Below are 25,452 nucleotides of genomic sequence, written 5' to 3' on the forward strand. Positions count from 1 at the left end.
CATGACGACTCCCCAAGAAAAGTTCCGTACGGTTTCCATGATCGGTCTGGGCTACATCGGCCTGCCGACGGCCGCCATGTTCGCGGCCCGCAAGACCAAGGTCATCGGCATTGACATCAACCAGCATGCGGTGGACACGATCAACAAAGGACGCATCCACATCGTCGAGCCGGAACTCGACATGATCGTCCGCAGCGCGGTCACGGAGGGCTATCTGCGAGCCACGACACGCCCGGAGCCTGCCGACGCGTTCCTCATCGCCGTGCCGACGCCGTTCAAGGGCGAACACGAACCCGACGTGAGCTATGTCAAGGCTGCCTCCGAATCGATAGCGCCTGTCCTGAAGAAGGGCGACCTGGTGGTGCTGGAGTCGACGTCCCCGGTGGGCACGACCGAACAGATGGTGGGTTGGCTGTCACAGGCTCGTCCAGACCTGCGCTTTGCGGGGGCGCACCAGGGGCAGGTGGACGTCAATGTCGCCTACTGCCCCGAGCGGGTGCTGCCCGGCCACGTCGTGCGTGAGCTGGTGGCCAACGACCGGATCATCGGCGGCCTCACGCCGGAGTGTTCGGCCCGCGCCGTCGAGCTCTACCGGACCTTCGTCGAAGGAGAGCTCCTGGTCACCAACGCACGCACGGCGGAGATGTGCAAGCTGACGGAGAACTCGTTCCGCGATGTCAATATCGCCTTTGCCAACGAGCTCTCGTTGATATGCGACACGCTCGACATCGATGTCTGGGAGCTGATCCGGCTGGCCAACCATCATCCGCGCGTCAAGATCCTGCAACCTGGGGCTGGTGTGGGCGGCCACTGCATCGCGGTCGACCCCTGGTTCATCGTCGACAAGACGCCGGATCAGGCGCGGCTCATCCGTACGGCCCGCGAAGTGAACGACGGCAAGCCGGGGTGGGTGCTCGACAAGGTGAAGGAAGCCATCGCTCGCACGGGCAAGGCCGAATCCGAAGTGACTTTGGCGGTGCTGGGCCTGGCGTTCAAGCCGAACATCGACGACCTGCGTGAAAGCCCGGCGCTGCACATCGCCGAGCAGCTTGCGCGCGAGACCCGCGCCCGGATGAAGGTGGTCGAACCCAACGTCGAGAAGCTGCCGCGCACGCTGGAAGTGGCAGAACTCGTCGACCTCGCGACCGCACTGGCCAAGAGCGACATCATTGTCGTCCTGGTGGCGCACCGGGAGTTCGCCGATCTGCAGGCCGTGCTGTCTGCCAATCACGTTTGCGTTGACGCCGTCGGCGTGCTGGCCTGACGAGCCCACCCCAGCTCAAGCCATGAATGCCCCGCTGCTGCGGATGCTGAGGAAAGCGTTCGGGACGAATCACGATCTTTCGAACACGCAAGCTGCTTCGAAGGACGGGTCCGGCGACGCCGCCACGGTGACTGCGACGTCCACCGGTCATATCGTCGACCTGCGCGGCGGAGTGCCGGCGGAGGCGGCATGGCAGCCCGTGAAGCTGGCTGAAGGTCGAGCGATGTTGTTGCGATCGCTCGTCGATGGGTCATTGCCGATCGACATCGCCATCGACTGGCGGCTGGAGTCTGCGAAGGCGCCTGCCGGATTCACCGGCTCCGTGCGCTTCTTCGACGCCACCGGCAATCCCCTTCCCCCGCCGTACGCCGGTTGCCAATCGTCGCGGCAGGATCCGGCGTTCCTGGTCTTCCGGGTGAGCTCAGGGTCGGCGCCGGGCTTGACCCCTCGTGAGGTCCAGCCTCCTCGCGGTGCGCGGCGGCTCGAGATCCGATGGCGCGCCGACGACACCACGGACGGTATCAGCCTGGCATCGACACCACGGATCACCCAGAGCGTGCCGGCTGCCCCGAAGACAGCGGAATCCACGCCTAAACCGGCGACCCAGGGGACGAAGCCTGCACGGCTCGCCACGGCTCGGACACCCAGGCGCACTCTCGCCGGCTGGGTGGCGACGGCTCCGCTGACAGTCCAGGCGGGGGACGTGCTGGTCTGGCGCGGACGACTCGAGGATCCTGATCGCGCCGGCGTCAAGGCGGCCGTGATTTCGATTTCGATGTCCGATGAGTCCGGATCTCCGGTCGATCTGGCCGCCGTGGGTGTTTCGCATTCGGCGCGCTATCCGAACTTCTTCTATGCCCGCTCTTTCCGGCCCGAAAGTGCAGGCTGGACCGTCAAGGCGTTCCAGGTGCCGGCAGGCGTGGCTTCCTTGAAGCTCGATGCGTTCGTCGAGGCCGGCGGACCGGCGCTGCGGCTGACCGAGGTCGAGTTCATTGTCCTGAATGTGGCCACCGTGACCAGGGCGGTGCAGACTTGGGTGCCTCATCGTGCGTGGATCGACCCTGCCATCCAGGTGGCGCGGGCGGCAGGCCAGTCCGGCCTGCAACAGGAACTGCTGCGCCTGCTCGGACAGACGCAATCGACATCCTCCGAGCGCGCCGTACCGGGCTGGCCGACCGCCCTGCGCATCCCGGTCGCCGCGGGGACGACACTGATCTGGCGCGCCAGGCTCGAGGCGGAGGAGGGCCGTGGGTCGCCCCATGCAGCTGTGCTTGCGGTGAGCCTGATCGACGCCACCGGGTTGGCCGTCGTGGCGAGAGTCGAAGGCCTGGCGCATTCGGATCGCGTCTCCAACTTTTCGAACGTGGCCTCGCATCCCAAGGATGAACCAGGCTGGTCCTTCGCTTCATTCATCGTTCCGCAAGGGGTTGTCGAGGTCGAGCTGGACCTTCGTCGTCTGGCCGAGGGGCCTGCTGTCCAGGTGGTGGACTCGAGCGCATTCGTCCTGACGGTCGAGTCCATCGCCACCATACTGGCCAGCTGGGAGCCTGACGCCATCTGGCTCGAGCCCGCGATCAGGGTCGCCCATGCGCAAGGCGATCACGACCTGGTTCGGCGCCTTGTCAGGCGGCTGGAAAGCGAGCGCTACAAGGGGCTGGCCCAGCCGCACCGCTGGAGGCGTGCCGAGAATATCCGCGTGGCGCCGGGCGATGTCGTCGTGTGGCGTGCGCGTCTCGAAGACGAGGCAGGCGCGCAACCGAAGGCGGCGATCCTGTCCGTTCTTGCGTATGACGAGGGCGGGCTGCCGGTCAAAGGCAAGTGGCAGGAGCTGGCGCATTCGGCTCGGTTTGGCGCCTACCTGTACGTACCTTCCCATGCGCTCCAGGAGGAGGGCTGGCAGTTCAAGAGTTTCGTTGTCAAACCTGGTGTCAGCGAACTCGGCGTGGACCTCCACGCGTACGCGGCCAGTCCGTCGCTCAGTGCAACGGCCGCCGACTTGACGGTCCTCACGCTGGAGTCAATGGCGCAGATGATCGACTCCTGGGTTCCCCACGAAGCTTGGCTGGAGCCTGCGCTGCGCCTGGCACAGGCGGAGGGAGCGCTGTCACTGCAAATGCGACTGGCCGACCTGCAGGTCCGGCACCAGGCCGCCAAGCCCGAGGCTTCGAGGCTCTGGCGTGCCGTGCGCGCAGAGCTGGAAGAACTCGACACGGACTGGTATCCGCGCATCGCAGCCAGGCGGAGCCCGCCAGCCGGCCAAGGACTGACTGTGTGCCACTTGCACAAGACGGCCTACCCGTTCGAGAACACCGGGGGCGCGATCCGCTGCCTGAACACGCTGAAATCGCAGCTCGAAGAGGGGCTGGATCCTTTCGTGATCACGCCGCCGGGCTATCCGGCCTACGACGGCGTGGTCGACGGCAACGTGCTTCCCAGGGAGCAAGTGGCGGGATGCGACCATTTCCGCATCGGTCCGAACACGAACGGCATCCGGACACTTTCGCCTCCCGCGCGGGTCAGGATGGGGGCCGTGCAGGCCGCCGGAATCGTGGCGCAGCGTGGCGCCAGCCTGGTGCATGCAGCGTCCGGGATCCGCGGCTATGAGCTGGCGTTGCAGGCCTTTGCGTTGCGAGATGTCTTCGACATCCCGGTGATCTATGAAGTGCGCTCCTTCCACGAACACACCTGGGCGCCGGCAGGACCGCGGGTCTTCGCCATGGAGCGCACCCAATTGCGCATCCGCAAGGAGAATCGCTGCATGGCGATGGCCGACCACGTGGTGACGATTTCCGAGAGCATGCGCCGCATCCTGATCGAGCGCGGCGTCCCCGAGCAGAAGATCGACGTGATCCCCAACGGGATCGACGCCGAGGAGTTCCGCGAGGCTCCGCCGCCCGCGCGGATAGAGGCGCTGGCGGGCGCGCAACTCGTGGTGGGGTACGTGTCGAACATGTCCAGGCGCGAAGGCCATTGCCACCTCGTCGAGGCCGTGGCCAGGATCCGTGAACGCGGCCTGGACTGCCGATGCCTGTTCGTCGGCGACGGTCCTGAGCGAAAGAACCTGGAGCAACTCGTCCAGCAACTGGGACTGGCCGAGGCCGTCCATTTCGCGGGCGAAGTCGATCATCACGAGATCAAGGCCTACTACATGGCTATCGATGTGTTCGTGATTCCGCGCATTCCAGACTACGCCGCGGACTGGGTGACTCCGTTGAAGCCCTACGAGGCGATGGCCCTGAGCCGCCCCTTGATCGTGACCGACCTGCCGGCCCTGCGTGAAGTCGTGGGCGATGGAGAGCGCGGCCTGATCGCCGAGGCGAGCAACGCGGACAGTCTCGCCGCGACGATCCTGCGATACGCTGGCGATCCGGCACTGCGCGATGAGATGGCCTCGCGAGCACGCGATTGGGTCTTCGAGCATCGGACCTGGAAGGCCAATGCCCGGCGGTACCGGGAGATGTACCTGCAGGTGATTTCGCGCTACCGCGCATCTCGCCCGGCCCAGAGGAGCCAGGATGCACATACTGGTTGATCGAGAGGAGGGACTCTGGGCCGAATGCGAACGCCTGTCCAGTGATCCCGGCATCCGCGAGTCCCTGCTTGGCGGCGAGGCGCAGGCGGCACAGGTGCTTCTGGCGTACGCGCCGGTCGCCCGGCGCAACCAGTATCAGGCCATGTTGTACGGGCAGGCCCGCAGGCATGGCTGCCATCTGCTTCCCTTGCTCCATACCGAACTGTTGGGGCGCATCCCTTGGGTCGGCCCCGTCATCTGCCACTTCCACTGGCTTCATGGCGGTACGGCCAAGGCCGCCGACGAGGCGGCCGCTGACAAGGCGGTCGATGAATTTGCTGCCGTACTGCGGCGCATCCGCATGGCGGGGCACCGTGTCGTGTGGACTGTCCACAACGTGATGCCCCATGAGACCCGTTGGCCCGAGCACGACCGGCGGATTCACCAGATGGTCGCCGACGCCGCAGATGTAGTGCACGTCATGACCTCGCAAAGCCGGGCGCTGTGCAGTCCCCACTACCGCTGGGATGCGGACAAGGAACTGTGTGTGCCGCATCCGTCTTACCTCGGTGCGCATGCCGACTGGCTAAGCCCGATGCAGGCGCGCGCCGAATGGCGCATCGCGCAGGAAGAGGTCGTCTTCCTGTCGTTCGGCGCTGTCCTCGGCTACAAGGGCTATGCCGGCTTGATGACCGCATTCGATGCCGCTCGGGCGGCGTCCGTCCGGCCCTTGCGCCTGATCATCGCTGGCGCGCCTGCCGACGAAGCGGTTGCCCGTGCCCTGCGCCTGTGGGCCCACGGCCGCAGCGACGTCACTCTCGAGTTGCGAACCATCGGCAGCGACGAGATCCAGTACTTCTTCCGTGCCGCCGATGCCGCGGTGTGCCCGTACGAGAGGACCCTCAACTCCGGAGCGGCCCTGATGGCCACGTCGTTCGGGGTGCCGGTGATCGGGCCGCGGATCGGTGGCTTTATCGACAACATTGGCGAGTCCGCCGGCCTTCTCTATGATCCTGCGGACGAGGCGGGACTGACAGTCGCACTGATCGACGCGGCCGGCACCGATCTCGCGCGGCGGCGTGACGCGGCGCTCGGCCTGGCGCGGGAACTGCGACCGGAGCGGATTTCGGATGCCTTCTTCGCAGGGCTGCGGATGCGCCTGGCATTCACATAGCCTGCACTTGCGCATGGCCCTGCCGAGTGCCGAGGCGGGCCGCCCGGCGACACCGGCTTCCATCACGATCAAATGCAGTGAAAGGTGATATGGACAACCAAGGCAGGAAGACCATCGGACTGGTTGGCTTCTTCGGCTGGGGCAATTTTGGAGACGAACTGTTCATCGAGACGTTCAAGCATTGGCTGGGCAAGGAGTTTGAGCTCAAGGTCCTGAACGACCTGACCTCCAAACCCTACTTCAGCCGGCCACTGGAAGAGGTGATGCGCGGCATCGATGCGATCGTCATCGGCGGCGGCGATCTCGTGATGCCCTGGACGGTTTCCGAGCTCTACTGGAAGTCGGCCTACCTTTCGGTTCCCGTATTCGTCGTGGGCGTAGGGGTGCCGACGTGGAAGGGTGCCAGCGCGGCGGCCATCGCCACCCAGGCAAAGTTCTTCCAGCATCCGAACGTCCGGATGGTGGAGGCCCGCGACAAGGAGAGCGCGGAATGGATCGCCCGCAACCTCAAGCCCACTGTAGAGACGATGAACTCCGCGGACATCGTCTTCGGGCTGCCCATGCCGAAGGTCGCGCCGCCGGCCAAAGCCGCGAAGGTTCTCGGCGTGGTGACCCGCGATCGCAAGGGTGAGCCTGATCGCCTGGATCACGTGCAAAGGCTGTGCGAGAAGGCGATTGGCAGCGGGTATGCGGTGCGCCACATCGTGCTGGGCATCGGCGAAGTGGGCCGACGCGACCTCGAGCGGGCGGCTGACCTGCAGGTCGATGGCAAGGAGGTGGCTCACAGCGAGTCGCTGACGGATCTGTGCGTCGCGATCGGCGAGTGCACCGTGCTGGCGAGCATGAAGTTCCATGGCACCGTCGTTGCCCTGCACTATGGCGTCCCGAGCCTGGTCCTTTCCGCCACGGACAAGAGCCGCAACTTGATGCGCATGGCGGAACGGCCCGAGCTGTTGTCGTCTCTGGCGGACGAGCATCTGCCAGACCGGTTCTCGCCCTACATGCCCAGGATCCCGACCACGACGCGCCGCATGCTGAGACAAAGGGCCGAAGGCACCATGTCGAGGCTGGCGCAAGCGCTGCGAGCCCTTTGAACCGAACACGGGAGGACCATTGACCCGCAATGCTGAATCCGGCGATCTGGTGCTGTTGTTCGGAAACAGCCACGCCAACTGCATGGCGAATGCCTTGCGGAGCAAGCTGGCCCCCGTCATGGAGGACGAGGTCGGGATCCGGGTTGTCTCCACGGGGTCCGAGGCGTTCCCGGGCGGCTTGACCGTGACAGACTCGATGGGCCGGAAGATGGCCAATCCAGTGGTGACCCGCGCGATCCAGCAGGCCCTGGCCGAACAGCGGGGACGGCGCGTGTGGCTGGCCTCCGTGGTCGGCGGAAACCAGGCCAATCGGCTCAGCTTGTTCGAGGGGGGTGAGAGGGTGGCCTTCCTGGACCCCGACGACCCGGACGCGCAGGCGCCCCACGGCAACTGCATCTTCGTCCCCTACGACCTCATCGAGTACCAACTGGCGCGCTCGATGGAGTCGTGCGCCGAGATGTATCGACTGCTGCCGTTGGACAAGGTGGCCGGGCTGGTGCACCTCGAAGGCCCGCCCCCGGTGCCGGATTCGCGGTTCATCGTGGAGCACCTGCCCGATCGCACGCGCGAGCTCTTCCGGGCCCGAGGGATCACCCGGATCGGGCCCGAGGACGTTGCGCCGATCGAGTTTCGGCACGCTGTGTGGCGAGCCCAATGCCGGATCTCCCGGCGGGTGTCCGAAGCCTGCGGCGGCCGCTACCTGCCTCCTCCGGATGAGGTGTTCGGGTCAGATGGGTATCGTCGCGCAGAACTGTGCGCAGACGCCACTCATGCCACCGCTGAATACGGCGCAGCCTACCTGGGTGCGCTGCGACGCTTTGTTATGGAAGGGCGAGCCCGACACCATGTCTGACGATAGATCGGCCACCTGTCCCTATCGCAAGTTGGAGGCGTCTGCCTATTGGCGGCATGCGGTCGCAGGAACGCCCCCGCCAAGCATCGACCCCGTGACGTCGGTTCCTTTCACGCTGACGGCGCAGAGTCGCGTGGCTACCGCGGGGAGTTGTTTCGCCCAGCACATCGCGCGCTATCTGCAAAAGCACGGCTGCAACTATTTCGTGGCCGAGCCGGCGCCGAGCTTCATCGAACCGGAAGTTGCCGTGCAGTTCCAGTACGGGACGTTCTCGGCAAGGTACGGCAACATCTACACCGCGAGACAGCTCCTTCAGTTGTTCGACCGGGCCTACGGCCGGTTCGAGCCCCTCGACAGCGCCTGGGCGGCCGGCCATCGGTGGGTCGACCCCTTCAGGCCGTCTGTTCATCCGGAGGGATACCGCTCACTGGCTGAACTTCTCGCCGATCGCACTCAGCACCTTGCGCGAGTCCGGCACATGTTCGAGTCCTGCGAGTGCTTCGTCTTCACGCTCGGGCTGACGGAGGCCTGGATGGATCAGAGAGACGGCGCTGTCTACCCTGTGTGCCCAGGTTGCGGCTACGGTGAGTTCGACGCGAGCCGGCATGCCTTCGTCAACTTCGATGCGGCGGCCGTCCAGGATGACCTCGTGCAATTCGTCGAGCGCCTGCGCTCGGTGAACCCGGCGGTGTCGATCATCTTGACGGTGTCGCCTGTGCCGCTGCTCGCGACCTATTCCGGCCATCACGTGCTCAGCGCCACCACCTATTCGAAATCCGTCCTTCGTGTCGCTGCCCAGTTCATCACGGACCGATTCGAGCGCGTTTGCTACTTCCCCTCGTACGAGATCGTCACCGGCACGGCGGCCAGAGGCGCTTACTTCGCCCCCGACTTGCGCTCCGTGACCGAGGACGGCGTGCGCCACGTCATGGGTCGCTTCTTCCATCATCTCTTGCCCGGCGTGCAGATGAAGGTCGAAGCGGGCGATGCCTCGCCCCAAGCCACCAAGCCCAGCCTGAGCTCTGCCGTCGCGGACCTGATCTGCGACGAAGAGCGTCTGGTGGGCTAGCCCGGAGGAACGCGGTGGCGAATTCGCGGCTCGGCTGGCATGTGGCGGCATGGCTCGTGTCATGCGTGTTCGGGCCCTCATGCGTGATGGCCGCCACGGTGTTCGTTTCGCCTTCGGGGGCCGATCTCAACGATGGAGCTTCGCCCGAGCGGCCGGTCAAGACGGTCGCCAGGGCGATGCAGCTCGCCAACCGCGGCCTTGATTCAGAAACGGTGACCGTCCATTTCTTGCCTGGGCAGTATGGCGCTCAGATCGTCGAGGTCACGAAGTTCCCGAAGGCCGGTTCGCGCCTGGTCCTTGATGGCGGCGCGGACCCGACCGGTCACGCCGAGTTCGATGGCGGGGGAGGCGGCACCACGTGGCTGCTGGTCCGCGGCCAGGCGGGGACCACCAGCAACGTGACGGTGCGAGGCTTCATCGTGCGCAATTTTCGCGGCGCGATCCAGTTCTTCGGCGATCGCTTTGATGCGCGCCAGTGGTCCGGCGGCAACGTCATCGAACTCAACCGCTTCGAGGACATTGGCCAGCACACCAAGGGCATCGAGCCCTCTTTTGCTGCCATCGGCCTGACCAATTCTCGCGACAACCGCATCGCCGGCAACACGTTCGTCAACATCGCGAACATCGACAAATGCGATGGCTTGCATGCCATCTACATGGCGGGCGGCGCATCCAACAACGAGATCGTCGACAACGTGTTCAGGGGTGGTTGCGGTGACACCATCAAGGTCCGCGACCGCTCGAACTTCAACAAGGTCGAGCGCAACAGCTTTGAACACCAGTCCGGTCATTCGCTGTTCGTCGACTCTTTCTGCGACAGCCGCAAGCAGGCTGATTGCCGCAGGGACAAGCAGGAGTGCCCTTCCTGGGGCAACGTGTTCCGCGGCAATCGAGTCGACCAAGCCTCCCGGTCCGCGGTGAAATACATCCAGCGCCATGTCGGCGCCTCGGACATCCCGGCTTGCCCCCTGCCTCCGGGCGGCGCCTCCGCGCCTCGCATCGTTGCTGACAACTGAAGAGCGCACAAGATCAGACGGACTTGTGCAGCATGGGCGTTTCCTTGCGATCTTGATGGCGCGTCCATGCCCGCGGCCCGGTCGGGCCATCGTCCCGCCATTCTCTGTGTCCAAGGGTGTTCGCCGAGAACCGCCGGGACCGCCATGCTGACCAGATCGGCTTGTTCTACCCGTCATCGGCGACTGTTTGCGTAGCCTGCCTGCCGCTGCGGCCGGGGGGCTGGGCCTGCCGCCGTGGGCAGGTCAGCGCTCCGGCCTTTCCTGGATAATGCGCAACACCCGGGCGATGCGCGAAGAGTGACAGGTCCCTGGAAAGTGGCCGACCACGAAGCCACGGCGTGAACAACCGACGCAAACACCCCCGTCCAAGAGGTGATTCGTGTGCCGGTGGCGCCCGAGGCCCTCGAGCACTCGCCGGCCCCTGCGAAATTTCCATGGCGTCTGCAGCAGCTGATGCCGCTTCAACACTACCAATCCAAGTTCGCGATGAGCGAGAACATGTCGTCGAGCGCCACTGGTGCTGAGTCGCCCGATTCGCCAGTCGAGACCGTCAGCGACCAGTTGCGGATCCTCCAGGTCCGGTATGACGGGCTGGTGGCGCGCGAGAAGCGGTACAAGAAGTCCATCGAAGAACTGCAGAAGCAGCAGGTCAGGGACCGTCGGTCCCTGGAACAGCTTCGGGCCAGTCTGGCGGCGACCTCCGGCGAGCTCGAAGCAGTCCGCCGGTCATGGCGCTTTCGCGTCGGGTCCGTGCTGATAGCGCCCGCGAGTGTCTTGCGCGGCCTGCTTCGGCGCGCCACCGGGTCGACCGTGGCCGCGCCGGCTTCCCTGCCTGCCGGTAAGGGCGCCGGCGTCCGAGCGTCCAGTACGGTGCCGCGAAAGTCGTACGAAGAGCTCGAGCGGCTGGCTGCTACCGCGCCGACGATCGAGAACGCCTACGCGTTCGCTCGGGCCGCCTACTTCGAACGGGGGCACGTGCAGATGGCTCGCCAGGCGATGGCGGGGTTGGCCGCGGATCGCCTTTCTGCGCCTCAGCGCAGGCTGGTGACCATGCTGGATGGCCTGCACCGGCTGATGACCGTGGGGCCGGCGATCCCGCCCCGGCAACCGAACTCCAACCTGGTGGTCAATCCGGATCGTGTTCTGTACTGCGTGCACAGTGCGATGCCCTATCTGACCAACGGCTACTCCACGCGCACGCATGGCGTGGCGGCCGGCAGCCGCCGGGCCGGCGTGGACATGGTGGTCGCCACGCGCCCCGGTTTCCCCTGGGATGCCAAGGGGGCTGCGGGCGCGGCCAGGGCGCAGGGCCGTCTCTGCGTCTCGCAGTCCGGCGTTCCCTACGTGTTCACGCCGGGACCAGATCTCGAAACGCTGCCCCTGGATCACTACATCGCGGCCGCCGCCGATGCGTTCGCCCGGGAGGCCCTGCGCCAGCGGGCTTCGGTGATCCACGCCGCATCCAACCACGTCACTGGCCTGGCCGCGCTGATCGCGGCGCGCCGCCTGGGCCTGCCCTTTGTGTACGAAGTGCGCGGCTTGTGGGAGGTGACCCAAGCGTCCGACCGCCAGGGTTGGGAGTCGACGGACCGATATCAGCTGGCCGTGCGTCTCGAAGGCGTCGTCGTGCGAGAGGCCGACAGGGTACTGGCCATCACATCCGAACTGAAAGACGAGCTCGTCGCGCGGGGCGTGGAGGGGGACCGGATCGACCTGCTTCCGAACTGCGTCGACATCGACGAGTTCGCGCCCGTCGAACGCGACCTGGCGCTGGTGGCTGATCTCGGGCTTGACGCCGGCGTACCAACCATCGGGTTCGCAGGCAGCGTGGTGGCCTACGAGGGGCTGGACCTGCTGGTCGAGGCGCTGGGCGTTGTCCATGCGCAAGGCATCGGCTTCAACCTGCTGATAGTGGGCGACGGCGCGGCCCTGCCCGCGCTGAAGAAGGCTGTCCAGGCCGCGGGCATCGAGTCGCGGACGCGCTTCACGGGGCGTGTGCCGAGGGCACGCGTGCGGGGCTTGATGAGCTGCATGGACATCATGCCCTGCCCGCGACGCGGCTCGGTGGTCACCGAGATGGTCTCGCCATTGAAGCCGCTGGAGGCCATGGCGATGGCCAAGGCGGTGCTGCTGTCGGACGTCTCGCCCCACCTGGAATTCGCAGGGGCCGAACAGGACCGAGCCATGCTCTTCCGAAAGGACGACGTGCAGGATCTCGTCCGCGCATTGGGCGAGCTGATTGAGCACCCCGGGTTGCGTGAGCGGCTGGGCCGCGCCGGCCGCCGCTGGGTGGTCAAGCACAGGACCTGGGACGTCGCCGGACGGACCCTGCTCCAGGCATATGCAGAGGCAGCACGTCAGTCCGCCGCCCTGGTCGCTGCAGAGGAGGCAGACCATCCAGCGGCGCAGCTCGCGGCGCTGCGTCTGGGCCTGATCGCCGACCGGTTCACCACCGACTCCTTGGGGCCCGACATCGCAGTCGTTCGCCCCACGCCGGACGGATGGCGCGAGTTGCTCGAACACCAGCCCATCGACGCGCTGCTGGTGGAGTCGGCCTGGGAAGGCAATGACGGCAGCTGGACCAGACGGGTCGGCTACTACTCCGACGAGGAAATCGCGCCCCTGCGGGACCTGGTCGAACACTGCCGGTCGCAAGGCATCCCCACGATGTTCTGGAACAAGGAGGACCCGGTCCACTTCAGCCGGTTCGAGCGCACGGCTGCCCTGTTCGACCACGTCTTCACCACGGACAGCGATTGCATCGTCCGCTACCTCGCCACGCCGGGCACCCATGCGCGCACGGCTTCGGCGCTGCCGTTCTTCGCGCAGCCCCGCATCCACAACCCGCTGCCCTCGAGCCGTCCCTGGTCGCACGACGTGTGCTACGCAGGTTCTTACTACGGCGAGCGTTACGCCGAGCGCAGCAGGCAACTGGACGAGCTGCTGCTGCCTGCCGCTCAACTCGGGCTGACCATCTACGACCGCCAGCATTTCCGCGCCGACAGCCCGTACCACTTTCCCGATCGCCTGAGTCCGTTCGTCAAGGGCGGCCTCGACTACGCGGACGTAGTGCAGGCGTACAAGTCGCACGCCGTGCACCTGAACGTCAATTCGGTGGAGAAGTCGCCGACGATGTTTTCGCGCCGGGTGATGGAGATCGCGGCATCGGGCACGGCCTTGCTCAGCAGCGCCGGCCGCGGGGTCGAAGAGACCATGGCCGGCACGGTGAGGACAGTCTCGAACGCAGAAGAAGCCGCGCGCTGGCTGAGCGAGTGGCTCCAGGACGAGGCCGCTCGCCACGACGCCATCCTGCCGCCCTTGCGTGAGGTCTTGCGTGCCCACACGGCTGCCCACCGCCTGGTCCAGGCGCTTCGCACTGCCGGACTGCGCGTCCGCGCCCCGGAGCTGGCTCGCTATGCGCTCGTCTGCGACCGGCTCGATGACGAGACCTGGGCGGCGGTGCGTCGCCAGACTTTCCCCCCGGCATTGGTCGTCGCGCGAAGCATCGACACGGGACGTCCGGCCCGTGAGGACGCCGTGTTGCTCGACGGCGCCGACCTGAAGGCGCTGCTGGCCGAGCGAAACTGCCAATGGCTCGGCCTGCTGACGCCCGAGCATGCCGTTGAGGACGACGAGCATTTCTACGAGGACCTGCTCCTGAGCACCTGCTGGAACCAGCGTGACGGCATGGGCATGTGCTGGCTACCGCGAGCTGTGGAGCGTGGCGCGCATGTGCCGCTGGTCGAGGTGGGCAAGGAGATATCGCCGGCCGACGGCCTGGTGCGGGTCGAAGTCGTCACGGCACCCGGCCTGAAGGGCGAGGCGGCGATCCAGGTGTTGTCCCGCCTCAGGCTCCAGGCCGTGGTGATGAACCGGTTCAGGCCGGCCGAGCTGACCGGCGTGACCGCGAAGCCTGCGCCGGCGACCATCCTCGTGGCCGGCCATGACCTGAAGTTCCTGCGCGCCGTGATGGAGCACTGGGAGCGCCAGGGCCACCGGGTGCTGATCGACTCCTGGTCCGGGCACAACCAGCACGATCCGGTACGTAGCGCCGAGCTGCTGGAGCAGGCGGACCTGGTCTTCTGCGAGTGGTGCCTCGGCAATGCGGTCTGGTACGCCAGCCACAAGAGGCCAGGCCAGCGCCTCGTCGTGCGCTTTCACGCACAGGAGCTGCGATCTCCGCTGGCCGCCGGCGTGAGCCACGCGGCGGTCGACCAGTTCATCTTCGTGGGCCGGCACATTCTGGAAGCGGCGGTTCAGCGCTACCAATGGCCGGCCGAGCGCTGTACCGTCGTGCCGAACTACGTGTCCGACGACCTCCGGGGGCCCTTGCCTTCCGGGATGCCCCTGCCGGTCGTGGGCCTGGTGGGCATCACGCCGCGGATGAAGCGGCTGGACCTGGCCCTGGATCTCGTCGCGCAGCTACGGCAGTGCGACCCGCGCTTCCGCCTGCTGATCAAGGGGCGCCGCCCTGAGGAGTACGGCTGGATGCGCAACCGGCCAGAAGAGATGGCTTTCTTCGAGGCACAGTACCGGCGCGCTGCCGAGGACCCCCAGCTCGCGGGCGCGGTCGACTTCGAGCCCTTCGGAGACGACATGGCGGCGTTCTATCGCCGTATCGGCTACGTCATTTCCGTGAGTGACCACGAGTCATTCCACCTTTCCCTGCCTGACGGAGCCGCATCGGGCGCCATCCCGACCACGCTGGACTGGCTGGGGGCCGACAGGATCTACCCTGCAGACTGGATCGTCGGCAGCATCCAGGCCATGGCGCAGCGTATCCTCGCCCAGTCGACAGCGAGCGAGGAAGAGGTCGCGGCCTATCGCGCGTGCAACGCGGCCTATGTCGAGTCCCGCTTTGCCGAGTGCGTCGTCCTGTCGCAGATCGACGCATGCTGCGCCCTGGACGCGCGGCAGGAACAGGCCTCGTCGATGCTGCCCGGACACGCCGCGAACATCGCCGGCCCGCTGGCACAGCCGGACAGGGTCGTTTCATGAGCGGTGGCGAAAAGGCACCGATCGACCGCCCGGCCCCGGCCCCGGCGCCGGACCAGCCGCTGGCGGACGACCATCCGGGCAATCTGCCATGGAGCGTCCAACTGGTCCGCACGGGCACCGGGCTGCGGGCGTCGGTCCAGGGGCCGGAAGCCCCGGGCCCCTGGGAATACGCCTTCTACCTGATGCGCGGGCGAGAGCGCGAGACCGTGCGGTGGTACAGCCGCGAATCCGGCGCCGACTTCGGGAACCTGATACCCGGCGAGCGTTACCACGCCCTGGGATTCGTCCGGCGCGCGGGCACGTCCGACCTGGCCTTCCGCCCGAGCGAAGCCATCGTCGGGGCGGAGCGGGGCTACGACTTGAGTCCGTGGAATGTCGCGGTGCGTGACCACGACGAGGGCGCTTCCGGGCAAGCGCTGCTTCAGGCGGCAGGAATCAATCGCTACCCGCTCGATGGCCATCACACGCTCGATTTCCTCACGCAAGTGGCGCGCACGCCCCGCAAGGGTCAGGTCCTGCTGGTGTGCTTCAGCGCAGCGATCCAGCGCTCCGTGCGAGCCGTCCCCCTGTTCTCCGGCGTGCGCCTTGCATCGGACCTGGATCTGGACCTGATCGCCGTGTCCGACCCGATGCTGGCCCTCCATCCGGCCTTGACATTGGCCTGGTACGCGGGATCCAAGCAATGGCCCGACCTGCCGCAACGGATAGCGGCGCTGCTGGATGATGCCGCGCAGTCGCAGGAAAGGCCGTTGATCCTCGTCGGGGGCTCCGGAGCAGGATTTGCCAGCCTCGCGGTCCTCGAGCACCTGCGTTCCCCGGCGGCCGCGCTGGTATGGAACCCGCAGACCTCGATCAGCCGCTACTACCTCAACTCGGCGTCGGCCTATGCCCGCTGCGCCTCGGGCGTGCGCGATGCCGTCGGCAAGCCTTCGCGCCCTGCGGAGGTCGCACGCATGCTCGAGGCGGCCGGGGTCACCCACGACCTGACGCGCGTTCCCAAGGGCAGCCCGCATCCCGTGATCTACCTGCAGAACCGTGGGGATGCCTTCCACCTCAGCAATCACCTCCAGCCCTATGCCATGGCCAACGGCTTTTCGGCCCAGGACCTGGCCGGCGGATCGCTCCGGAACGAACAGCTCTGTATCGAGATCGGAGACTGGGGCGCCGGGCACGTCTCGCCGCCCCGTCGGGTGCTCGACGCTCTGCTGCGGGCCCTGGCGGATGGACAATCTTCCCAGGCGGCATGCGAACTGATGCGCCGCCTTTGACCTTAGTGAATGGAGCTTTCCAGATGACTGCATTGAGGCTTGGAGCGCGGGCTTGGGCTCGCATGGGCTGGCTGGCCTGCATGGGCGCAGTCCTGGCATGCGGGAGCGCCGTCGCGGCCGACATCCACATGGCGACCAATGGCGATGACGCGCGCGACGGCCGCACCCCCGCTTCCGCAGTGGCCAGCCTGGGCCGCGCTTTCGACCTGGCACTGTCGGATCCCCGAGGCAAGAGCGAGGCCATGCGCATCGTGGTGGGCACGGGCACCTACAAGGGACAGGCCGTCGTACTCGATGGCGCCCGCCTGGGGCGCGAGGTGACCGTGATCGGCGCGGCCAGCGAGCCGAAGGACTTTCCTACCTTCGTAGGCGACGATGACCATCGAACATGGCTGCTGCTCAAGAGCGACAAGGGCCAGCGCACCGGCCTGACCATCCAGGCACTCGAGATTCGCGGCTACGCCACTGCCATCAGCCTGGAAGGCAACCGCGACGCCGTCGACAAATTCAATTCGGGCACGACGATCCGGCGCAACGTCTTCTCCCACATCGGGAGCGTCGACCTGAAGAGTAGCGAACTCTCCACGGCGGCAATCCGCTTCGTGAATTCGCAGGACAACGTCGTCGAGGACAACTTCTTCGCGACGATACGCAACAAGGAGGCAAAGCAGTGCGGGGGCCTCCATGCGATCTACCTGGCGCACTTCTCGTCGCGCAACCGGATCAAGGGCAACACATTCCAGGACGCCTGCGGTTCGGTGATCAAGCTGCGCGACCGCTCGAACGACAACGTCATCGAGAACAACCGATTCAAGAAAGTCGAAGACGCTCCGGTGATCGAGGAGTGGTTCTGCGACAAGGATGCGCGCAAGGATTGCACCAAGAAGCTGGGTGAGTGTCCTTCCACGGGCAACCGCCAGCAGGGGAACACCCAGTCGGACTCGCGCAACAGCAAGCTGATCGACATCAGCGCCGCGGCGACCCCCCGCGGCTGGTGTGCCAAGGACGACTTCGCGAAACCGCGCGTCGTGTCTAACTGAAGGACAGGTTCGGGCGGACCGGGGTCCGCCAGGTGGCGGCAGGAACATGGTCCCCCGGCCTGGGCCTCATGGACAGACAGACTCATGCGTGGTTCACACCCCGCCTGGCTTGAAACCCAGGCCTTGCTCGCTGAAGGGAAGAAGCAGGCCGCGCGTGGTGTGGCACATGCCGCCATGGATGGCGAGTGCGTACCGGGATGGGGAGCCGCCTCCGCTGCGGCGGTCGCCTGCGCCGAAGGATTCCACGAACTGGCTCGCGTGCTGCTGGACCGGGCCGATCCGGATGCGGCCTGTGAACGACTCTGGCCCCTGCGCCTGGAGGTCGCGCTGGCGCAGGGCGGAGACGCTGCTGGGGCACTGGCACAGTCCCGCCGGGCCGATGTTCCTGTCGCGTGGGCGACGTTGGAGCCGTTGTGGCGCCACGCGGTCGACTATGCCCGGGTGGATGTGCTGGAAGCTCTCCAGCCCCTCGCCGAGTCGCATGCTCCGCAGTCGACCCCGGCCCTGAAGGCGGCCGAAAGCCTGCGCCAGGACCTGGGTCGGCTCGAGTTCACTCGGGCTGCGGGGGACAGGGCCCATGCAGTTGCCGTGACGGCCCTGCCTCCCTTTGGGTTGCAGGGGGCGGGGCGTGCGAGCGGCCCCGCAGTCCGGCTGGCCCGGGAGCTGGCGGACGGCGCTGCCGGCGGGCGCTGGTTCCGCTGGCGGAGTCCGCAGGGCCCGACCTTCGCCACCCTGGTGGCTGCCAAGGGGCACACGGACAGCGTCGCCGACGAGCTTGTCGTCCTGGCGGACGGCCTGCTCGACGGACTCTCGCGTCCCCATTGGGGCGAGGCGCTTAAGGCGTGGGATCGCGTGCTGGTCGTCGGCCTGCATGTGCGCGATCCCGCCGCGCTGGACGAGGAAACGGTCGCTGCGCTGCGGCGGCACCAGCCGCTGGGGGCCCGGGATGTGGTCTCCTGGTGGCTGCTTCGGGAGCGCGGCGTCGACGCTTACCTCAGCGGGCCGGCATCGTCCACGGCCATCTCCGCCGAGCCCAGGCAACGCCTGTGGACGGACTCGGGTGGATGTGCGCCGGGCATGGTGGTGTCCGCATTGGCCGCCGCCCTGCGCGAAGGCCAGAGCGATGTGCAAGGCATGCGCGAGGAGCTGCGGCGCCGCTGCGCCCCCCATGAGCCACCTTCGCCGGCAACGCTCACCCCCTGGCCGGCAGGGCTGCGGGCCGACGAGACAGCCGCCGCGATCAGGGCTCGGGCGAACCTGGGCGCGCCCGGTCCGGGCACGGACGAGGAAATCCAGGTGGCGCTGGCGGTCGACGATCGCCTGTTTCATGCATTGCCAGTCGTCATCGACTCGTGCCTCGACTCCGGCAGCCTTCCGTTCCGCTTCCATGTGCTTTCGCGCGGCCTGTCGCAGGAGGACTGGGCATCCTGCAGAGCCTCGTTCAAAGGCCGCGCACGCATCGACTTTTATCCCTTCGATGACGCCGACTACGGCGAACGATTGCATCTCATCAGCCATACCACGGTCTCGACCCTCGATCGCCTGCTGCTGCCCGAACTGCTCCCGAACCTGGACAGGGTGCTGTATCTCGACGTCGATCTGGTCGTAGTGGGTGACATCGCGCCGCTGTGGAGGATGGACTTGCGCGGGCATCCGCTGGCGGCGAAGCCGAGTTCCTCTCCCGGGACGAGGTTCGGAGTGCAGATGCTCTACCACGCGTTGGGCCACCAGCCGTGGGAAGAGGCGCAACGCGTCCGCCACTGGCTGCACGGCCAGGGGCCGATGACCTTCCGTGCCTTCAACGCCGGAGTGCTGGTCATGGATCTCGATCGCATGCGAGCCGAGGGGGCGACCGCGTTCATGCTAGCCCTGGTGGCTCACGCCGCGATGAACGACCAGGATGCCCTAAACGCCTACGCCCGGGACCGCTACGTCGCCCTGGAGAGCCGGTGGAACGCGGCACCGCGCCAGGACGACACTGCCGATGCCCGGATCATCCACTTCGTGGGGCCGGTGAAGCCTTGGCATGCGGTCTACATCAGCCGCAAGCCCGAATTCGAACGTGCGAGAGCGCGCATCTCCGGACTGCAGAGGCTCGACGATGCCGCTTGAGAACCCCGGGCCCGCCCGCCCGATGCTCGTCAGCTTCGCCTATGGCGAAGAGTATTACCACCGCGCGGCCGCGCTGCTTCGCGAGGACTGCGAGCGCCTGGGTGTCGACAGCCATGTGGTGCGTGTCGAACTGCCGCCTGGCACGAGCTGGATAGATGCCTGTCGCCACAAGGTGCGATTCATCGCCGACTGCCATGCGCGCTTCGAGCGTCCCGTGTGGTGGGTCGACGTCGACTGCCGCCTCCTGGCACCGCTGCCGGATGTCGGCGCCGCGACCGATCTCGGGTTCTTCCTTCGCGGCTTTCGGGACATGCGCCACTTCGACCCGGTGGCCCTGCCTCGAGTGATCCAGCCCTCCATCCTCTACTTCGGTCGAACGGCCACTGCACGGCGGTTCCTGCAGCTGATGGCAGAGGCTGAGAGCACCTTCGCCGGAACGGCCACCGACGACTGGTTCATCCAGGAAGCCTGGGTCCGGCTGGAGCAGGCTCCGGCGATCGCGGTCATGCCGCCATCCTGGGTCCAGCTTGACGACGCGACCGCTGCTGGAGTCCTGTTCCGTTTCGGCCGCAGCGGCCAAGCGGGGCGCTTCAAGGACGAGGCGGCCCAGCATGAAGTCGACTTGTTCTCGCCGGCGCGGCGCAAGGCCCTGTTCCTGCGTGAGACCTCCCAGGCCCTGAAGAACGGCAACGGAGTCGAGGCCAGCTTCTTCCTTCGCAAGGCGCAGCAGGCGGATCCGCAGGACGAGGCATTGGCCTACCGCGTGGCCCGCGGCCTGCAGAAGGAAGGCCGCTTGGAAGAGGCCGAGCGGATCCTGTCACGCCTTCCGCCGTCGGACCAGGCGGCGGATCACTTGTCGAGATTCCGCCTGGACGTCGCATTGCAAGCCGGCGACGCGTTCTCGGCCCAGGCTATCGCGGCAAGGCTGCAGCGGGGCGATTCCGAGGGCGACCGGCGCTGGGCGGCATCGAGGCAACTGCGGATCGGCCTCGAGCTTCGCGCGAAGAAGGCCCGGGTCCGCCTGGCCCGGCGTCCTCGGCTTTGGTGGATGGAGAGTCCGTACCCCGGCAATTTCGGCGACATCCTCAATCCCTACCTGGTCGAGAAGTTCACCGGCCTGCCGCCGGTTCACTGCCCGAAGGGAGAGGGCGCGCTGGCCATCGGCTCGACGATCCGCTTCGCGCTCGATGGCACCACGGTGTGGGGCACTGGCACGCCGCGCATGTCGGACCGGCTCAATCCGCGTGCGCACTACCTTGCCGTGCGAGGGCCGCTGACGGCACGGCTGGTCGCGGAGTGCGGCGGCGCAGCCCCCGAAATTCTCGGCGACCCGGCGGTGTTGCTGCCGCGGTTCTACCAGCCTCGCCAGGCCGCTCGGCGTCATGCTCTCGGGGTCGTGCTCCACCATGCCCACGAGGGCCAACTGCAGTTCGAAGGCGACGTGCGGGTGATCGGCGTGCTGCGCGAAGGCTACGAGGGCATCGAGGCCTTCATCGACGAGATCTGCTCGTGCGAACGCGTCCTCAGTTCCTCCCTGCATGGACTCATCGTCAGCCACGCCTATGGCGTACCCGCGCAGTGGTTCACTGTCACGGATGGAACGTCCGACGTCCCGGGCGACGGAACCAAGTACCACGATTACCTGCTTTCTGTCGGACTGGAAGCAGGCGAGCCTCTTCGCCTGCAGCCCGGGGACAAGGTTCATCCCAGGCTGCCCACCAGCGAGTCGCTGCCTCGGAAACCCATCGAGCAGGACAGGCTGCTGTCCGTCGCGCCCTGGCGGCCACGTCAGGAAAGGCGATGGTGGTGAGCTGGTTTGCCCGCTCGGGGGACGCCACACGGGTGCTCGTCTTCAATTTCTTTGCCGGAATCAAGCCCCGCGGAATCCCGGTCTACGCGCGCGAGCTCGAAGCCTGCTTTCAGCGAGTCGGCGTCGCCCACCGCGAACTGCGCGCGCCGCGTTGGGTCGGTTTGCTGCCTTCGGCGTTGCAGAACGCGTTGTTCGTCTTCTTCGAGCAACTGGTGGCGCCGATCGCCGCCCGCTGCATGGGTTGCCGGCTCACGGTGTACGCCTACAACTCGGGCAGCCTGCTGGATGCGCTGACAGGCCGCTCCATACTGGTGATCCATGATTTCATCCCGAACCGTCGGGATGCCAGCGGGCTGGCCGCGCGATACATCAAGGTGTGCCAGGCCTGGCACGCCTGGATGGGGGGGCCGGTGGCCGTCGTCTCGCGGCACACGATGCGTCAGATCGAGCGCGTGCGGCGCTACCGGCGGTGCGAAAAGTTCCTGTGGGCCAATCCGTTCTATGCCTTCGAGGCGGCGCTCGCCAGGCCGCGTCAGCGGGCAAGGCGCCAACGACAAGGGCTGTCGATACTGCTGTGCAGCGGGGCGGGAAGCAACAAGGACTTTCGCGGCGCATTGAGGTTGCTGAGAGACGTGCCCCTCGAGGAGAGCATCGAAGTCCGCGTGCTGGGCTTCGGCGACGAGGCGCATCTGGCCAGGCGCCGCCTGGCTCTGCTTCCACCGGCATGGCGCGACCGCGTCAGCGTGCTGCCGCGCCTGAATCTGGAGGCTACGGTCCAGGAGTTCAGCGATGCGGACCTGGTATGGGTCCACTCGCGTGCCGAGGGCTTTGGACGTCCGGTCATGGAGGCGCGCATGTGCGGCCGGCCGGTGCTGGCCACCGACATAGGCGCGTTCCGGCAGATGCGCCGCTTCCGGCACTTGCATCTTTATCGCGACGAGACCTTCCCCGAAGCATTTCGGCAGGCGCTCGGCGAAGCGCGGATGCAGGGCTGTCCTGCTGCCTCGGCAGAATCGTTCAACCGTCAGCTCGAGCAGGAGGTGACTCGCCTGCTCAAGAGCCTCGAACTCAAGACGTGAAAAAGAGCCGGTCCACTGCGTGCAGGGCCGGCGACAGTGATTCCGGCCAGCGGCGGGTGAGTTGCACGAGCGCCTGCCCCTCTCGGGCGATCGAATCAGCCACCCGGTCGTCCTGAAGAAGCACGGTGATGGCGGCCACCCAGTCGCCGGTCTTTTCCGCCACCAGAAGGTGTCTCCCGGGCACGGCATCCAGGCCCTCGAGTCCGATGGGAGACGTCACCGCGGCCAGCCCGTGCGCCATGTAGTCGAGCAGCTTGTTCTGAACACCGGCGCCGATGCGGACGGGGCAGACGCCCACCCGGCATTGCGCCAGTACCGGTCCAAGGTCGGGGACGATGCCGTGGAGCAACACACCGTCCTGGCGACCCAGGCGTGCGGCCTCGCGCGCCGGAACATGACCGATCACGTGCAGGCGTGCCTGGGGCTCGATCGCGAGGACTGCCGGCCAGACTTCACGCGTGAAATAGCGCAATGCGTCGCGGTTGGCCACCGAATCCATGCGCCCAAGGAAGGCGACACCGAGCGCACGGCCGCCAACACGGGATGTCGGCAAAGAGGGGGCATCGACGCCGTTGGGCGCGACGACCAGCTTCGAAGAGGCCGGCGCAGCCACGTCGATGGCGTTTCGGTCTACTGTCGAGACCACGGTCACGAGATCGAAGCGGCGCGCGGCTTCGATCTCCAGGCGGCGCAGGCGCACCGCCTCCATCGCGAACGCCAGCCGGACGGGGTTCCACCACGACAGGGCCTGCGCAGCCCTGCTCATCGTCAACGAGATGGCGTCCGTCATTTCAAGCCATCGCGGACGGTTGCCAACGGCGGCGTACGGCGCCATCCGGACCAGGTGGCACCACAAGAGGTCGTGCGTCGGTTCCAGCCTTTGAACCTCCTGGCCGAAGGCGGCGCTGCGGTAGTAGGCGACCTGCAGCGGGCTTCTCGTCGGCAGCGCCATCAGCATCTGAGCCCACGAGCGCCACCTGGGCAGGAGAACCCGGTGGACCGAGGAAAAGACGCCATCCGCTGGAAGCGGCGAATTCATCTCGGCTTCGGTCTGACAAAAGCTCAGCAGGGTGAGTTCGTGCAGGCGCGACACCTCGCGCGCGAGATGCCAGATGCGAAGCCGGTCCCCGCCCGTGATCGGGTACGGCCAGCGCGGTGTCAGCAGCAGGATGCGGCGGCGACGATGGCCCGCATGCGGCTCGATCAAAGCCACTTGGGGGCCCTGAACCGGACGATGCTGCGATACAAGACCAGATAGACCATCACGAACGCGCAGATGGTCACGAGCAGCGCCCAGAAGTTGTCGTACATGAACACGGCGGGTACGACAGAGCCCAGGCACAGGGCCCAGAGGTAGGGGGTGGTGACGGAATTGCGCCGGCGCTCGGTATTGCCGAGCTTGCGCCCCAGTCGCGAGTCGAGCCGCCGAAACAGCAGGCTGTGCAAGTGTCCCCGGTCGGGGCGGCTGACAGGTTTGCTCTTCAGCCCGCGCCGGTACACCGAAAAGCAGGTCTCCGCGATGGGATAGATGCACAACAGCAGGGGGAACATCGGGGAGACCTCGTCCGGGTTGCGCGACAGAAGCAGCAAGCCGAGGACGCAGACGACGAAGCCGCAAAGGTAGGCTCCGCCGTCGCCCAGGAATATGAAGCCGCCGGGATAGTTCCAGATGAAGAAGCCCGCCACGGCGCCCAGGGAAACGGCCGCAAAGGCGGCCACCCACATGTCGCCGACCAGGAACGCGACATAGCCGATGGCCGCCAGGATGATCATCGCGCAGGCCGACGCCAGTCCATTCAGCCCATCGATGATGTTGAAGGCATTCGTCAGGCCGGTGATGATGAATGCCGTCAGCAGCACCGACGCGAGCCCGGAATTGGCAAGAACCCAGTCCAGCCATGAAAGATCCGTGTGCTGCACCCGCACGCCATCGATGAAGCTCGCCAGCACCGCAGCGGCAGTGACCCAGACAAGGCGCAGCCGGACGGTCACGGAGCCGGTGAGATCCTCGGTCAGACCTATCGACGCCGCGGCCAGCGCCGCCCCGAAAAGCTGCAGCTGGGGACCCGTGAGGTACGGTGCGGTCCAGATGATCTGAAGCACGCCGAAACCCAATGCGAGCGCAATGCCGATGCTGCCGAGGCGCGGCACGGGATGCACATGCAACGCCTGGGGGTCGTTCAGCGAACTGTGGTTGCTCCACAGCACGTGACCGCCGAAAAGGCGCAGCACCACGAAGGTGAACAGCACCGACAGGACGAATGGCAAGACGAGGAATCTCATCGGATTTCAGCCAGCATGCGCTCGACGCCCGTTTGCCACGGCGGCAAGTGCAGGTCAAAGCACTGCCTGAGCTTGTCGCACCGCAATCTGGAGTTCAGCGGGCGGCGAGCGGCCGTCGGATAGGCACTGCTAGGGACGGGCACGATGGACTGCGGCTGCACGCGTAGCGGCAAGCCGGCCGCCCGGCCCCTTTCGATGACGTGGCGAGCGTAGTCGAACCAGGTGGTATGGCCCGCTGCACACAGGTGATAGAGGCCGGCCACGGCCGGATTTCCAAGGGCGCGGCGCAGTGCATGGGCGGTCACGTCGGCTACCAGCTCAGCTGAAGTCGGCGCTCCGACCTGGTCGCAGACGACCTTGAGTTCGTCGCGCTCGCTCGCCAGCCTCAGCATGGTCTTGGCGAAGTTGCCGCCGCGCGTGGCGTAGATCCAGCTGGTGCGAAAGATGAGGTGCTTGCAGCCGCTTGCCGCCATGGCCTGCTCGCCTTCGAGCTTCGTCTGGCCATACACGCTCAAAGGACCTGTGGAAGCCTGCTCGTCCCGGGGTTCGTCGCCGCTGCCGTCAAAGACATAGTCGGTGCTGTAGTGCACCAGCCACGCGCCCAGTGCCGCCGCCTCGCGCGCAAGTACCGCGGGACCCGCCGCGTTCACGGCGCGGGCCATTTCGACCTCGCCCTCAGCGCGATCGACGGCGGTGTAGGCCGCCGCATTGACGATGACATCGGGCGCCAGCGCGCGCACAGTGGCGGCAAGCGCTGCTGGTTGCGACAGGTCGGCGCCTTCATGCCGGTCGAGGGCAAGCACCTCCCCCAGAGGTTGCAGGGAGCGTTGCAGCTCCCAGCCCACCTGGCCGTTCGGTCCGAGCAGCAGGATCTTCATCGT

The 25,452-nt window shown here is 66.7% G+C and carries 16 protein-coding genes; 13 read left to right on the top strand and 3 right to left on the bottom strand.

The annotated features are described in order from the left end of the window. Window position 1 precedes the first annotated feature (1 nt). The 13 genes from wecC to ACS5PM_RS16670 all read left to right on the top strand — a co-directional run bounded on the left by wecC (window position 2) and on the right by ACS5PM_RS16670 (window position 22,288). Window positions 2-1,264 (top strand): UDP-N-acetyl-D-mannosamine dehydrogenase, encoded by a 1,263-nt coding sequence (gene wecC, locus ACS5PM_RS16610; RefSeq protein WP_439388770.1) that lies wholly within the window; start codon window positions 2-4, stop codon window positions 1,262-1,264. A gap of 22 nt (window positions 1,265-1,286) precedes the next feature. Next, the gene (locus ACS5PM_RS16615) at window positions 1,287-4,796 is read left to right on the top strand and encodes a glycosyltransferase family 4 protein (RefSeq protein ID WP_439388771.1); all 3,510 of its coding nucleotides are present in this window, start codon (window positions 1,287-1,289) and stop codon (window positions 4,794-4,796) included. Then, window positions 4,780-5,949, top strand: a complete 1,170-nt coding sequence (locus tag ACS5PM_RS16620; protein ID WP_439388772.1) for a glycosyltransferase — start codon at window positions 4,780-4,782, stop codon at window positions 5,947-5,949. Before ACS5PM_RS16615 ends, ACS5PM_RS16620 begins: the two co-directional genes overlap by 17 nt. 89 nt (window positions 5,950-6,038) lie before the next feature. Further along, window positions 6,039-7,043 carry a polysaccharide pyruvyl transferase family protein gene (locus ACS5PM_RS16625; protein WP_439388773.1) on the top strand — a complete coding sequence of 335 codons (1,005 nt, stop codon included), beginning with the start codon at window positions 6,039-6,041 and terminating at the stop codon, window positions 7,041-7,043. Window positions 7,044-7,062: 19 nt separating this feature from the next. Beyond that, on the top strand, window positions 7,063-7,896 hold the full coding sequence (locus ACS5PM_RS16630; RefSeq protein WP_439388774.1) for a hypothetical protein: 834 nt from the start codon (window positions 7,063-7,065) through the stop codon (window positions 7,894-7,896). Continuing rightward, window positions 7,814-8,965, top strand: a complete 1,152-nt coding sequence (locus ACS5PM_RS16635) for a GSCFA domain-containing protein (RefSeq protein ID WP_439388775.1) — start codon at window positions 7,814-7,816, stop codon at window positions 8,963-8,965. Before ACS5PM_RS16630 ends, ACS5PM_RS16635 begins: the two co-directional genes overlap by 83 nt. Window positions 8,966-8,979: 14 nt before the next feature. After that, window positions 8,980-9,981: a right-handed parallel beta-helix repeat-containing protein gene (locus tag ACS5PM_RS16640; RefSeq protein WP_439388776.1), complete on the top strand. Its 1,002-nt coding sequence runs from the start codon at window positions 8,980-8,982 to the stop codon at window positions 9,979-9,981. Between the two features lie 453 nt (window positions 9,982-10,434). Further along, complete coding sequence (locus ACS5PM_RS16645; protein ID WP_439388777.1) at window positions 10,435-14,979, top strand: glycosyltransferase; 4,545 nt, start codon at window positions 10,435-10,437, stop codon at window positions 14,977-14,979. After that, window positions 14,976-16,247 (top strand): hypothetical protein, encoded by a 1,272-nt coding sequence (locus ACS5PM_RS16650; RefSeq protein ID WP_439388778.1) that lies wholly within the window; start codon window positions 14,976-14,978, stop codon window positions 16,245-16,247. Before ACS5PM_RS16645 ends, ACS5PM_RS16650 begins: the two co-directional genes overlap by 4 nt. Before the next feature lie 62 nt (window positions 16,248-16,309). Then, window positions 16,310-17,287 (top strand): right-handed parallel beta-helix repeat-containing protein, encoded by a 978-nt coding sequence (locus ACS5PM_RS16655; RefSeq protein ID WP_439388779.1) that lies wholly within the window; start codon window positions 16,310-16,312, stop codon window positions 17,285-17,287. A gap of 159 nt (window positions 17,288-17,446) precedes the next feature. Next, complete coding sequence (locus ACS5PM_RS16660; protein ID WP_439388780.1) at window positions 17,447-19,399, top strand: glycosyltransferase; 1,953 nt, start codon at window positions 17,447-17,449, stop codon at window positions 19,397-19,399. After that, window positions 19,389-21,209 carry a polysaccharide pyruvyl transferase family protein gene (locus ACS5PM_RS16665; RefSeq protein ID WP_439388781.1) on the top strand — a complete coding sequence of 607 codons (1,821 nt, stop codon included), beginning with the start codon at window positions 19,389-19,391 and terminating at the stop codon, window positions 21,207-21,209. Before ACS5PM_RS16660 ends, ACS5PM_RS16665 begins: the two co-directional genes overlap by 11 nt. After that, window positions 21,206-22,288 carry a glycosyltransferase gene (locus ACS5PM_RS16670; RefSeq protein WP_439388782.1) on the top strand — a complete coding sequence of 361 codons (1,083 nt, stop codon included), beginning with the start codon at window positions 21,206-21,208 and terminating at the stop codon, window positions 22,286-22,288. Before ACS5PM_RS16665 ends, ACS5PM_RS16670 begins: the two co-directional genes overlap by 4 nt. Here ACS5PM_RS16670 and ACS5PM_RS16675 read toward each other — a convergent pair. From ACS5PM_RS16675 to rfbD, 3 genes are read right to left on the bottom strand one after another with little or no spacing between them, the layout of a single operon-like run. Then, window positions 22,278-23,501 (bottom strand): glycosyltransferase, encoded by a 1,224-nt coding sequence (locus ACS5PM_RS16675; RefSeq protein ID WP_439388783.1) that lies wholly within the window; start codon window positions 23,499-23,501, stop codon window positions 22,278-22,280. The two genes, ACS5PM_RS16670 and ACS5PM_RS16675, sit on opposite strands and share 11 nt — an antisense overlap. Continuing rightward, the gene (locus ACS5PM_RS16680; protein ID WP_439388784.1) at window positions 23,492-24,571 is read right to left on the bottom strand and encodes a glycosyltransferase family 4 protein; all 1,080 of its coding nucleotides are present in this window, start codon (window positions 24,569-24,571) and stop codon (window positions 23,492-23,494) included. Before ACS5PM_RS16680 ends, ACS5PM_RS16675 begins: the two co-directional genes overlap by 10 nt. Further along, complete coding sequence (gene rfbD, locus ACS5PM_RS16685; protein WP_439388785.1) at window positions 24,568-25,449, bottom strand: dTDP-4-dehydrorhamnose reductase; 882 nt, start codon at window positions 25,447-25,449, stop codon at window positions 24,568-24,570. Before rfbD ends, ACS5PM_RS16680 begins: the two co-directional genes overlap by 4 nt. Window positions 25,450-25,452 lie beyond the last annotated feature (3 nt).

It is taken from the genome of Ideonella flava (assembly GCF_051857595.1).
GTDB lineage: Bacteria > Pseudomonadota > Gammaproteobacteria > Burkholderiales > Burkholderiaceae_C > Ideonella.

Bases quoted from the DNA above. Each gene is read 5' to 3' on its own strand.
- ACS5PM_RS16620 (WP_439388772.1), top strand. From the start codon at position 4,780: ATGCACATACTGGTTGATCGAGAGGAGGGACTCTGGGCCGAATGCGAA.
- ACS5PM_RS16650 (WP_439388778.1), top strand. From the start codon at position 14,976: ATGAGCGGTGGCGAAAAGGCACCGATCGACCGCCCGGCCCCGGCCCCG.
- ACS5PM_RS16655 (WP_439388779.1), top strand. From the start codon at position 16,310: ATGGGCTGGCTGGCCTGCATGGGCGCAGTCCTGGCATGCGGGAGCGCC.
- ACS5PM_RS16680 (WP_439388784.1), bottom strand. From the start codon at position 24,571: ATGAGATTCCTCGTCTTGCCATTCGTCCTGTCGGTGCTGTTCACCTTC.
- wecC (WP_439388770.1), top strand. From the start codon at position 2: ATGACGACTCCCCAAGAAAAGTTCCGTACGGTTTCCATGATCGGTCTG.
- ACS5PM_RS16665 (WP_439388781.1), top strand. From the start codon at position 19,389: ATGCCGCTTGAGAACCCCGGGCCCGCCCGCCCGATGCTCGTCAGCTTC.
- ACS5PM_RS16645 (WP_439388777.1), top strand. From the start codon at position 10,435: ATGCCGCTTCAACACTACCAATCCAAGTTCGCGATGAGCGAGAACATG.
- ACS5PM_RS16615 (WP_439388771.1), top strand. From the start codon at position 1,287: ATGAATGCCCCGCTGCTGCGGATGCTGAGGAAAGCGTTCGGGACGAAT.
- rfbD (WP_439388785.1), bottom strand. From the start codon at position 25,449: ATGAAGATCCTGCTGCTCGGACCGAACGGCCAGGTGGGCTGGGAGCTG.
- ACS5PM_RS16625 (WP_439388773.1), top strand. From the start codon at position 6,039: ATGGACAACCAAGGCAGGAAGACCATCGGACTGGTTGGCTTCTTCGGC.
- ACS5PM_RS16635 (WP_439388775.1), top strand. From the start codon at position 7,814: ATGCCACCGCTGAATACGGCGCAGCCTACCTGGGTGCGCTGCGACGCT.